Origin of the sequence: Paenibacillus sp. FSL K6-2862 (genome assembly GCF_038005125.1) — a bacterium.
Classification (GTDB): domain Bacteria; phylum Bacillota; class Bacilli; order Paenibacillales; family Paenibacillaceae; genus Paenibacillus; species Paenibacillus illinoisensis_A.
Genome location: NZ_JBBOSN010000001.1, coordinates 5,519,339 through 5,531,404 on the forward strand (window position 1 = coordinate 5,519,339; position 12,066 = coordinate 5,531,404).

Consider the following 12,066-nt stretch of genomic DNA (forward strand, 5'->3'; position numbering starts at 1 on the left):
ATTAATCCCCCTTTACCTCAAAACCCAACATGTTTACAGGCTGCCCGCTATGAGCAGATTCGAGTGCAGCCCGCGCAATTTTGGACGCAATACACGCATCCTGGAACGTGACCTCGGGCTGAGATCCGGACTGGATACTTTGGATGAAATGAGACAATTCACGGTCATAGGCAGTTTCAAACTCTGGGCTTTTCCGTGAAACGATAGATGAACGTGTCCCTCTCTCATCCTTGCCTGTCGTTAATATTGGTTCCGTTGCTGCCCCAACCTGACGGATCATCACGGATTTGGACTCCTCGGAGTTTATATGAACGATTCCCTGATCCCCGGCGAACTCGATCGCTGTCTGGAAAGGCCCCGGGTATCCCCACATTCCTTCCAGATTGGCGATGGCTCCCTGTTCAAATCTCAAAGTCACCCAAGCATAGTCCAGATGAGGCAGGGTTCTGCGCTGTGCATACACGGAACGCACCTCTCCAAGCACACTGCGCAAATAATCGATGTCATGGATCATCAGATCCATAATGACACCACCGCTGTCCCTCTCATTGTTGTACCAGTTCTTTATCAGCCCTGGATGGGGCCCGAGACGTCTGGCATGGGCGGCCCCGGGTTTTCCTATTACACCAGCCACAATCTGACGGGCTGCATCAGCATAGGCAGGGAAAAAGCGGCCCACATGCGCAACCAACAACTGCACTTTATTCGAACGACAAATGACATCCATCATTTCAGCTTCTTCGGCTGTTGAACTAACCGGTTTCTCACAGATCACATGCACACCCGCTTCCGCGGCCATAACCGTATACGTAAAGTGCAGAGGAGTAGGTAGACAGATGCTCACCACATCCGGACGTCCTTCATTCAATAGATCCTCAAATCGATTGTACGCCCTCGTTCCGCTTGCAGCGGCCAGTCTGTCTGCATCGTCTTTCTCCACATCACAGACACCAACGAGTTCAACCTCTTTCAATTTGGCATAACTTTTGGCATGAACGGTTCCCATTGTTCCACATCCCAGTACAGCAACTCTCACGTATCTCCCTCCTCAAGACAATCCTTTGTTCAAGCCTCCACGTTGCGTGCCTATTCTGTCTTATATCTGTCATAAGCTGCTTGATATACCTTCATATACTCCTCAAGCCCCATCTTGTTTAGGGTACTCACATACTCTTCCCACTGATCAAAACTTGCACTGCCATTCACAAACTTCGCTTCCATTTCGGTCACGTAATCCTGTATGTCTTTGCCGACAGAGGACATGAATTCAGTTTCTTCCTGTGTGAAGTTAAAATTGTACCAGATGTCTTCCACGGCATGATCTTTTGCCTTCTCGGCTGCCTCAAGGGAGCTTGGCAGTGTTTCCGAACCTTTAAAATAATCTTCCTTGACCAAGCCCGGATAGCTTCCGCCGAGCCAAGTGAAATATTGGGCCAGAGCCTGATCTTGGGTCAGGCCATCCGGATTTGCGGTGATATCCTGCGTATACTGCAGATTTCCGTCTGCATCCTTTTCATAGGTTTCTCCCTCTTTACCCATAAAGTAGAGCAGGGCTCCTTCATCACTGTAGAAATGATCCATCCAGCGGATCGTTGCTTCCGGATTCTCATTTTTGTCCGTTATAGCGAAGGCTCCCACATGTACCATAGGCACTTTCACATGGGAATACAGCTGTTCGCCATCCGGCCCTTTGAGGGCACCAAGACCGATGAAATTCTTCTGTCCCATAACCGTTTCCGGATTGGGTACCGTTGTCGCGCCAAGCGTTCCGGCCTGACCTTTGGCATTCAGGGCTCCACCATCCAGTGTGAATATTTCCGGATCCAGCAGTCCTTCCTGATGAAGCTTGTTCACATATTGCAGCACTTCCTTGTACTGAGGCAATGTTTTGGTGAAGCGAAGCTCACCTGTTCCGGGTTCCACATCAACCAGCTTGTGTCCAAGACCACGGTTACCAAGGCCCCATGCTCCTTTGACATGATCAATAATGCCCGTGATGCCTGTTGCGCTAAAAGGAATCTCATCGTTTTTGCCGTTACCGTTGAGATCTGTCGTTTTGACGGCTTTCAGATATTCATAAAAACTCTCGGTTGAATCCGGTTCTTCCATGTTCAGCTGCTTCAACCAATCTTCATTAATCCAGAGCGGTGCACCAATCAGCATGGATAGCAGAGCTGGATCATAAAAGGACGGCATTGAATAGATGTTTCCATCGGGCATCGTCAACCCTTTCCGAATATCGGGGTACTGCTCCATTAATCTTTTAAAATTCGGGGCATACTTATCAATCAAATCATTGAGTGGAAGAAACACACCCTGGGCACCATAACGGGTCAATTCATCTGAAGTCACACGGGCAGAGTAAAATACATCCGGATAATCCCCGCCTGCCAGAGCGAGGTTCCGCTTCTCGGTCAGTGTCTCAAAAGGAACAAGGTTGAAGTTTACCTTAACGTTCGACATCTCACTATATGTTTTCCAGATCAGCGTTTCTTCGAATTTGCTCCCGTTGGTGGTCGATTTGCCGGTGAAAAAATCCAGTTCTATTGGCTCCTTTACGACCGGCATGCCTGTAGCGTTCAGATTGGCCTGTCTGTCCTGACCCTGCTCTGCAGGCGTCTCTCCTGAACTACATCCAGCCAGTAACCCCGCTGTAATCACGATGGATAAGGTCACGCTGCCCCATTTTTTAAACAACATCCTTCATGCACTCCCTTATAATAAAATGAATTATGAACTATGGTTTAGCCTTTCACCGCACCAATCATGACCCCTTTAATGAAGTACTTTTGCAAAAAGGGATACAGAATCAGCATAGGTAAATTCGTAATGATTACAGCAGCATATTTGATGGCTTCCGCATCCATCATGCTTCTCGCCAGGGAATCGTCACTGATATCCACCATCTCCTGCATCTGCCCCTGAACCAGGATTTCGCGTAAAAACAACTGCAGCGGATACTTGTCCCGGTCTGACAAATAGATCAGGGCATTAAAATAACTGTTCCAGTGGCCCACGGCGTAAAAGAGAACCATTACGGCCAGTACGGGCCCTGACAGAGGCAAGACAATACGAGTGAGTACCTTCATGTTCGAACAGCCGTCCATAAAGGCCGCTTCCTGAATTTCCTTTGGTATGGAATTCTGAAAGAATGTCTTCATGATCAGCATGTTCCATACGGACAATGCAGACGGAATAATCATGACCCAAAAGGTGTCCAGCATACCCAGGTCTTTGATCAGCAGATAGGTTGGAATCATGCCTCCACTGAAAAACATGGTGAACACAATGAGAATGGTAAAAATAGTTCTACCTCTAAAATCGGGTCTGGATAACGGGTATGCTGCCGCAATGGTCATCACCAGATTAAGCATGGTTCCGGCGACCGTGTACAACAAGGTGTTCCCATAGCCCTTCATCAGCTCGCTATTCTCAAACAGACGTTCATAACCAACCAGCGAGATGTTCTTGGGCCAGAGCCACACTTCACCGCGCATCACGTTTTCCGGATTACTAATCGATGCAATTCCCACAAAAAACACGGGATACAGCACCACTACAGATACCAGCACAAGAGCAGCATAGATCATCCATTCGACTGCCCGGTCACCACGACTTTGCGCCATCCCCTCACCTCCCTTACCATAGACTGCTCGAACTGACTTTGCGGGCGATCCGGTTCACCGTCATCAGCAGTATAAAATTGATAACTGAGTTAAACAAACCAACAGCTGCAGAATAACTGTACTGCGCACCCAAAATACCGCTGCGGTATACATTGGTTGCGATAACATCGGATGCCTCCATATTCAACGCGTTTTGCATAAGGAATACCTTTTCAAACCCGACGCCCATGATGGATCCTACATTTAGAATCAAAAGCACAACCATAGTCGGGGCAATCCCCGGAATGTTCACATGCCAGATTCGCTCGAGCCTGGTTGCGCCATCCACCTTGGCTGCATCATGCAGCTGCGGATCTACTCCGGCAAGTGCCGCCAAATAGATGATCGAGCTCCACCCCATCGTCTGCCATACACCTGACCAAACAAATATACTCTTGAACCAATCCGGTTCCGTCATGAAGGAAATGGTTTCTCCGCCAAGAGACGTGATTGCCAGATTAATTAATCCACTGACAGGAGACAAAAACATCATAATCATGCCCACCATGACGACAGTAGATAAAAAATGAGGCATATAGGTCACTGTTTGCACAAATCTTCTGAACTTCCCGGATCTAATTTCATGGATCATTAACGCCAGGAGAATGGGAATAGGGAAACCAACAATTAATTCGTACAAACCAATACCAAGCGTGTTTCTCATGATTCGCCAAAAATAAAAGCTGTCAAAGAACCGTTCAAAGTGTTTGAATCCCACCCATGGACTTCCGGTAATGCCTTTATTCGCGATAAAGTCCTTAAACGCAATCTGCACACCATACATGGGTACATAATGAAACACAACAAAGTAGATGATGACAGGCGAGAATAATAGATACAAATCCCAATTTCTACGAAACGAATGGAAACGGTGTTTCTTCGCACGGCTTCCACTCACTCGACTCCCGCGTGCCTGCTCGTTAACGGATGTCGTCTGTTTCAAAATCAGCAATCCCTCCTTTTTGCCTGCCTCATCACGATGGGCTCGGCTGCAAATCGAATGTTACAGCCCTTCAATGCGATTGGGTATAAACCGTTTTTGGGATTCTGGTCTAACCTTGCGAAATTTACCTAATTCGTGATTTTTCCTGAAAAAACAGCCATTTTCGCAAAAAAAGTATAGTCCCTTTTTACAGTACGTTCATATTTTGCTCCCTGCGTTTTAACAGTTCACGCGTAGAATGGGCCAGATAATCTTGTTCTCTCTAGAAGAATGAAAATGAGGGGTTGTCTTATGAACTGGATCATGAATAAAAAACGAACCCTGTTTTTCAAAATATTTGTCAGCTTTTTGGCGATTATCTCGCTGTTCTGCCTATTCTATATTCTGATTTATTATGTATTCAAAACGAGCCTGCAGGAGGAAATCGTTCAAAGCAGTCTCAATGAAACGAACAACACCGCGGAACGATTCTCTAATCATATGGAACAAATTCAGATTATGCTGTTCCACGTGTACAACAATCAGGATCTGGTATCTTTTAATAGGCAATTGCAGAGAGTTGGCTTTCAAGAGGCAGACTATCTAAAGGCAAAAAATGTAATGAAGGACATTCGAGGATATGTATACAATTCGTTGTTTTTGCTGGAAGATGTTATCGTCCACTTTCCTAAGGAACACTTTGCATTTGGTAAATCAGGCAGCGGCAGCTCGGATTACATGTTCAACACATCCTATCGAAGCGATATCTATCCATTGGAACATTGGGAGACACTCACCACGGAGCCCCATACATTTCTGATCTCGCCTGCAGCGTCCTTTCAAATGAACGCAGGTTCTCCCGAGAGCAGGCATCTGCTGCCGTATACGTTTAAGAGCCCCGGCAGTCCTTATCAGATCATTGCGATGATAGATATCCAGAAAGCAATTCAGTCCTTTTTCGGCACCACGGACGGACACACCTTGATCATTACGGACCATCAGAGCAACATCCTTTATCGCTCGGGTTCAACGCCAGAGGGAGAAGCGATACCCGTTTTCCAAGATGGAGAAACGACACGCAAGGAGAATGGGAGATATTATTTCAAGGCAGAAGGTGCTGACGGGCTCATGTATATCACATCACTGGAAGATACACGCATTGCAGACCAGCTGCAGCGATTGACCGGTTACATGGTTCTTATCTTTGTTTTTTCACTTTTGGCAGCAACGTTGGTATCCCTCTATCTAAGCCGACGCCTACATACGCCGGTTAAGCATATGCTATCCTCGCTGCTGGACCGTACTTCACTGAATAAAGCCGATGAAGTCGGGCAGGAAGAGAGTCACATTTTAGAATATGATCTCATTCAGAGCAGGATTGGGGAGCTAAAAAAAGAGAAAGATACGATCGTGGCCAAACTTAATCGCCAGAACGCCATTCTAACCAACTACTCCTATATGAACCAGTTGAAGAACATCAATACTGATCTTAGCGAGTGGAACGATTTTCTTGCGGATGGAGGAAGTTATCAGCTTGTTTATTACGACATTCGTTTTCGGATATCGGAAAACGGAAGTATGCCTCTTGATCGGGAGCGAGCGGTGCGTCACTTGTTGGATTACATTCATCTGCTAACGAAAGAACGGTTCCATGCCAATCATACGTTCCAGATGGAAAAAAACGAGATTGTCTCCGTATTGAAGGAACCCTCTCCCTTCCAGCTTCAAGCACTGCTTGAACAGCTCAAAGCAAGTCTTGATGAGGAAAAACATTACTATGTCGTGACCATTTGTACCCTTCCGGCTATGAATCAACCGACTAAATTCAGTGAAACCTATCAGCAATTACGGGATCTGGCTTCATCGGCTCGCTTGCTAGAGGAAACCCAACTAATCAGCGGAGCCCGTCCCCTGCCCAATGTGGACCAGCCTCTGGTGAAACGGGGACGCGAGCTTGATCAGGCACTTCAGGCACTGGAAGAAGACAACTGTATGGATTGGATACGTCAGGCATTCGCATACTTCGTCAAAAAAGATGCCAGTGTACTTCAATTCAGACAATTAGCTCTAGATATAACGAGTCATATCGTTGAATTTTTGGATCAACAGCTCTCTTATAAAGCCACGGGCGTACCCCTGAGTGAATGGGAAAATGCTCTTCAGGACTGCCATTCACAGGATGATTATGAGACTGTTTTCAAGCACATCGTTAGCTCTGTCCTTGCCATCATGCGAGACAGCAAACTTCCCGCAACGGAAGAACCAACCATCGCCATGTTTTACGAAATCATAAACTCCCATTACATGGAGGATATTTCACTTGAGTATTTGTCAGCGAAACTGAATCTGTCAATGACGTATCTGTCCGTGTATATCAAAGATAAAACCGGCATCAATTTTAGCGAGCATCTGCAAACAATCCGCATGCGCAAAGCATGTGAACTGCTGGCTACGACAAATTGGACCATCAATGAAATCAGTGTCCGCGTGGGATACCAGAACATTACTTCCTTTAATCGCATTTTCAAAAAGACAACTGGCATCTCGCCTGGTACCTATCGGAAACAGCATCTTATGGAAATTCACCAGCAGCAGAAGCATGTAGATTGAGAAATTAGGCATTAAAGCAGTTGAATTTGATTTTGTCTTGTGGTGAGGAATGGGTTTATTTGCCCGTTAGGAAATCATAAAAAAGCGCAGTCCCAACGATTAATCCGCTGAAACTGCGCATGTTTTATTTTCTATAGTCCTAACAATCCTTATCCGGTACCCCAGCTTCTTCTCTCGTGCGGAAAGAAGATCCGCAGCCGCATGTTGCTACTGCATTGGGGTTATGGATGGTGAAGCCGCCGGACATACCGGACTCTTCAAAATCAATTTCAAGACCATTCAGATATTTCAGGTTTTCCTTCTCGACTACAACCTTCATATCGTGAATATCCATATAAATATCCTCGTCGGATTCTTTATCATCAAAGCCCATGGCGTACGAAAATCCGGTACAACCGCCCGGTGCTACGCCCAGACGCAGAAACATGTCAGGTGTCTCTTGCTGTGAAAGCATCTCTTTCAATCGCTCCGCAGCTGTTTCGCTGATGTTAATCATGCCAGGTCACTCTCCTTTTCGTTAACTCTTCTTTAAATTATACTCCACCCCGTCAAGAGGCTCAAGCCATGTTTGTCCCTATTTCCGTGTCCCTCCTCTGCTCCTTTTTCTTCCCAGTGTATTGAACCCCCGGGACACGAGGTTTATAATGGATAGGTGATCGCACTGAAATGTCAATATTTTGTCATGACTTATTCAAATGATGATCATATATGGAGTTGTAATTTTTTTCACATTTCGAGACTGCCATGCAGTCCCCAATGCATATAGAGTCAACAGACTCACGTTTAGATTATACATCCATGTCATCCACGATGAGAAAAAAACTTAGAAGAAAAATTCAGCTTTACACATGCAGCATATGCTGCACCGGGTAATGGAGAGTTAGTCCGATAAAGAGGCGGCAGATGACCGCATCTTTTTTATGTAGTTCTACAAGCAAGTCCTACATTCAACTCTATCCGGTTAAGAACAGGAGGAAACAAAATGTCTACATTGGTAACACCGTTCACAGACAAAAGAATGGCGGAAATCGTTGAGAAAGTGCAGAACGGCGTAAGGCTTAGCGTAGAAGACGGCGTCTATCTGTATCAAACGGATGATTTGCTGACTCTCGGCCAACTGGCCAATGAAGCCAACCTGCGGAAGAACGGCAAGAAAGTGTATTTCATTGAAAACATGAGTCTCTACTTCACTAACGTTTGTGAAGCACACTGTGCTTTTTGTAATTTCCGCAAAGACCAGGGCGAAGAAGGCTCCTACACGTTGTCGGGAGAAGAAATGATTGAGTACGTAGAACAGCATATTCATCCAGGCGTACGCGAGTTCCATATTGTAGGCGGACATAACAACCATGTTCCTTTTCAATATTATGTCGATTCCCTCGGGGCTTTAAACGAGAAATATCCGGATGTTACGCTGAAGGCCTACACGGCAGCTGAGATCGATTTCTTCACCCGTATCAGCGGACTCAGCATTAAGGAAGTACTGCAGGAACTGCAAAAAGCAGGCCTGAAATCACTGACTGGCGGCGGTGCCGAGATTCTGTCAGATGAATACCGCAAAAAAATGCGTGTCGACAAAGCAAACGTGGATCGCTATCTTGAGGTACACCGTACAGCTCATCTTTTGGGCATGCGTACACATACGACAATGCTGTATGGATCGATTGAATCGTACGAAGATCGTGTTAATCACATGGCTCAAATTCGTGAGCTGCAGGATGAAACGAACGGTTTCATGGTATTTATCCCGCTCTCCATGCAGCCTAAGAGCAAAAATGCCAGCATTATGCGCCGCAACTCTGCATACGAGGATCTTAAAACGATTGCGATTAGCCGCCTCATGCTGGATAACATTGACCACATTAAAGCATACTTCATTAACATCGGCCCACAATTGACCCAAGTTGCCCTTGGATTCGGTGCTTCGGATGCACATGGCACTATCGTTCGCGAACGAATTAGTCATGCTGCAGGTGCGTTAACACCTGAAGGCCTCACCCGTAAAGAGCTCATTTGGCTCATTAAAGGCGCTGGACGCATTCCTGTTGAACGTGACACCTTCTACAACGAAATTCAAGTATACGAATAAACCTGCTGCATCGTCTCGATAGCATCTTCATCCCTAAAAGGAGAACCGCCACTCGAATCGATGCATCACGTTGGTATAATGTCTCTAATTTTAAACTCCAAAATTTTCGATATAATAATTAAAATAAAACATATGGAGCAGCTATGTGAAAGCATAGCTGCTCCACAGGTTACAGCCCCGCTCATACGGGACTGATGCAGAAAGGAAGCCAAGTCATGAAAAATTTCGTCATTCTCGGGGGCGGCTATGGCGGCCTCACGATCATCAAGGAACTTCTGGAAGGCAAAATTCCGTCCGATACACAAATTGTGTTGGTGGACCGGAGCCCCTTTCAGGGTTTGAAGACTGAATATTACGCACTCGCAGCAGGAACCGTATCCGATTATGACCTGCGCATCCAATTTCCAGTCCATGAGAAAGTCACTTACCGTTATGGAGAAGTCACTTCAATTGATCTGGAACAGCGTCAGATTGAATTTGAAGGCCAGGATCCTTTGGAGTATGACAAGCTCGTTATCGGACTTGGCTGTACAGACCGTTTCCACAATACTCCGGGAGCTGAAGAATACAGCTGTACCATTCAAAGTTTTAGCAAAACGCGGGAAACCTACCTCCGTCTGAACGAAGTTAAAGCTTATGGACACGTGCATATTGTTGGCGGAGGCTTGAGCGGTGTCGAGATGGCTGCCGAACTGAGAGAGAGCAGACCTGATCTCAACATTAGCATTTTGGACCGTGGTGAACGCGTATTATCGGCATTCCCGCAGCGATTGTCCGCTTACGTGCATGAGTGGTTTAACGAACATCAGGTAGAGACACGCGGGCATGTCGCCATCTCTCGTCTTGAAGGGAACGCGATCTATAATCGGGATGAAGAAATTCTGACGGATGCTGTAGTATGGACAGCCGGCATTCAGCCCGTTAAAGTCGTGCAGGATCTCGATGTTACAAAGGACCCTCAGGGCCGGGTTGTACTGAATGAATATTATCAAATTCCTGAATACACAGATGTTTATGTAGTCGGTGACTGTGCCAGTGTGCCTTATGCACCAAGCGGTCAGGCTGCAGAAGTACAGGGTGAACAGATCGCTCATATTCAGCATGCCCTCTGGAAAGGCGAAAAGCCCAACCCGCAGCCGCTCAAGCTCCGTGGCACGCTAGGTGCACTCGGCAAGAAGGCTGGGTTTGGGCTGATGGGTAAAACGTCCATGATGGGACGTGTACCTCGTATCTTGAAAAGCGGCGTGCTCTGGATGTCCAAGCGTCATCTCGGTTAGTCGAGATCGAGCTCATCCCATGCATCGGCTTCGGCAATTTTAGCCAGAATGGCGTTATATAAATCTTCCACTTTGTCCGTGATGACAACTTCCCCATTGACTAGTGCAAAAGGAGTCATATAACATTGGCCACAGTTGCTGAGGCAGCCGTATTCTATCACATCATAGTCTGGATTCTCTTCGAGTTGCTCCATGACTTCATCTGTGCCAAAATGCATATTGTTGGCACAAAATTCAATAATCGGTCTCATGTAAGTTCACCTGCTTTGTTTGACCATTTTAATTTACGGCCAATTGTAATATAATATATAGAGGAAAGGAGTTGAAAAATATGAGCGAAAACGCACAAAGCACCATGTATGATGAGGTATCTGACGTGCTTGACAAACTTCGTCCGTTCCTGCAACGCGATGGCGGTGACGTGGAACTGGTCGACGTGGAGGACGGCATCGTTAAGCTGAAACTGGTCGGTGCCTGCGGCAGCTGCCCAAGCTCCACCATTACCTTAAAAGCCGGGATTGAACGCGCCCTTCTTGAAGAAGTTGACGGTGTCGAAGAAGTCGTACAAGTATTCTAATCAATCCTTCACGAAATAAACCTCAAGAGCCTTTCGCTTCAATTGAAGCGGAGGGCTCTTTTTTTGTGCGTTTCTCTATTGTCCCTCTTCACGCTGGATGGTGGGACGTATCGGATCGAGCCCGCCCGAAACATCCATAATGTTGCCTGTAATAAAATCGGAGTGATCCAGACACAAATACGTAATCACCCGTGCAATATCTTCACCGCTCCCAGGACGTCCTCTCGGCGTCTCCTGATCGGTTATGCCAGCTAATTCATCAATGGTTTTTTCCTTATTGGCCCCCCGGATATCACCGGGACACACCATATTCACCGTAATGCCGTAAGGAGCCTCCTCCACAGCAAGCGTCTTCGTAAAGGATACCAGACCTACCTTCGCAGCAGCGTAAACTGCACGATGAGGCCAGGATCGCGCCTCTCCCGCATGGCTGAAACCAAAATGAATAATTCGGCCCCACTTTTTGCGTCGCATCTCCGGAAGCACGCGTTGGTCCAGAAGCATGGGTCCCAGCAGGTTCCCCTGTACCAACATCTGAATCTCGGCCTCGGTATAGTCTGCAAACAATCGGCGTTCGCGAACGAAAGGTCCTGCATTATTCACCAGTATATCAATACTGCCCAGCTCGACTTCAACCTGTTCTACCAACATGGCGATGTCTTCCGTTTTGGAAATGTCTGCTTGAATGGCAATGCACTGTACACCTTTTGCAGTGATCTGGGCCTGAAGTGCTTCAGCTTCGATACGGCTGTGCACATAATTCAAGGCAATATGGCATCCCTGATCTGCCAGACGAAGGGCCGTCATTTTTCCAAGACCTTTGGCACTTCCCGTTATGAGGGCAATCTTCCCCTTCACGTCCATCCCCCTCTTCAAAGAGCAGTCACTCATCCAGTATAAAAGATTTATCATCCCCTCACAACTTG

The 12,066-nt window shown here is 46.7% G+C and carries 11 protein-coding genes; 4 read left to right on the forward strand and 7 right to left on the reverse strand.

What is annotated here, in order from left to right; translation table 11 throughout:
* Window position 1: 1 nt before the first annotated feature.
* From MHB82_RS24900 to MHB82_RS24915, 4 genes are read right to left on the reverse strand one after another with little or no spacing between them, the layout of a single operon-like run.
* The gene (locus tag MHB82_RS24900; protein WP_341176115.1) at window positions 2–1,036 is read right to left on the reverse strand and encodes a Gfo/Idh/MocA family protein; all 1,035 of its coding nucleotides are present in this window, start codon (window positions 1,034–1,036) and stop codon (window positions 2–4) included.
* Between the two features lie 50 nt (window positions 1,037–1,086).
* Window positions 1,087–2,700 carry an extracellular solute-binding protein gene (locus tag MHB82_RS24905; RefSeq protein WP_341176116.1) on the reverse strand — a complete coding sequence of 538 codons (1,614 nt, stop codon included), beginning with the start codon at window positions 2,698–2,700 and terminating at the stop codon, window positions 1,087–1,089.
* A 44-nt stretch (window positions 2,701–2,744) separates the two neighbouring features.
* Complete coding sequence (locus MHB82_RS24910) at window positions 2,745–3,626, reverse strand: carbohydrate ABC transporter permease (RefSeq protein WP_110757020.1); 882 nt, start codon at window positions 3,624–3,626, stop codon at window positions 2,745–2,747.
* A 13-nt stretch (window positions 3,627–3,639) separates the two neighbouring features.
* Window positions 3,640–4,563, reverse strand: coding sequence for an ABC transporter permease (locus MHB82_RS24915; RefSeq protein WP_258377581.1), 924 nt, complete (start codon window positions 4,561–4,563; stop codon window positions 3,640–3,642).
* A 348-nt stretch (window positions 4,564–4,911) separates the two neighbouring features.
* Between MHB82_RS24915 and MHB82_RS24920 the strand changes: the two genes are divergently transcribed.
* Complete coding sequence (locus tag MHB82_RS24920) at window positions 4,912–7,197, forward strand: helix-turn-helix domain-containing protein (RefSeq protein WP_341176117.1); 2,286 nt, start codon at window positions 4,912–4,914, stop codon at window positions 7,195–7,197.
* 139 nt (window positions 7,198–7,336) lie between these two features.
* Here the strand turns inward: MHB82_RS24920 and MHB82_RS24925 are convergent, their stop codons facing one another.
* Complete coding sequence (locus tag MHB82_RS24925; RefSeq protein WP_095361260.1) at window positions 7,337–7,693, reverse strand: HesB/IscA family protein; 357 nt, start codon at window positions 7,691–7,693, stop codon at window positions 7,337–7,339.
* Between the two features lie 486 nt (window positions 7,694–8,179).
* On the opposite strand from MHB82_RS24925, the gene mqnE reads away from it, so the two are divergent.
* Both mqnE and MHB82_RS24935 read left to right on the forward strand, forming a co-directional pair.
* Window positions 8,180–9,286: an aminofutalosine synthase MqnE gene (mqnE, locus tag MHB82_RS24930; protein ID WP_341176118.1), complete on the forward strand. Its 1,107-nt coding sequence runs from the start codon at window positions 8,180–8,182 to the stop codon at window positions 9,284–9,286.
* A gap of 215 nt (window positions 9,287–9,501) precedes the next feature.
* On the forward strand, window positions 9,502–10,563 hold the full coding sequence (locus MHB82_RS24935) for an NAD(P)/FAD-dependent oxidoreductase (RefSeq protein WP_095292109.1): 1,062 nt from the start codon (window positions 9,502–9,504) through the stop codon (window positions 10,561–10,563).
* Here MHB82_RS24935 and MHB82_RS24940 read toward each other — a convergent pair.
* Window positions 10,560–10,814 (reverse strand): YuzB family protein, encoded by a 255-nt coding sequence (locus MHB82_RS24940; protein ID WP_095361258.1) that lies wholly within the window; start codon window positions 10,812–10,814, stop codon window positions 10,560–10,562. The genes MHB82_RS24935 and MHB82_RS24940 overlap by 4 nt on opposite strands.
* An 80-nt stretch (window positions 10,815–10,894) precedes the next feature.
* Between MHB82_RS24940 and MHB82_RS24945 the strand changes: the two genes are divergently transcribed.
* The gene (locus tag MHB82_RS24945) at window positions 10,895–11,140 is read left to right on the forward strand and encodes a NifU family protein (RefSeq protein WP_062324083.1); all 246 of its coding nucleotides are present in this window, start codon (window positions 10,895–10,897) and stop codon (window positions 11,138–11,140) included.
* Window positions 11,141–11,215: 75 nt separating this feature from the next.
* On the opposite strand, the gene MHB82_RS24950 is transcribed toward MHB82_RS24945, so the two are convergent.
* Window positions 11,216–11,998, reverse strand: coding sequence for an SDR family oxidoreductase (locus MHB82_RS24950; protein WP_110757014.1), 783 nt, complete (start codon window positions 11,996–11,998; stop codon window positions 11,216–11,218).
* Window positions 11,999–12,066: the final 68 nt, after the last annotated feature.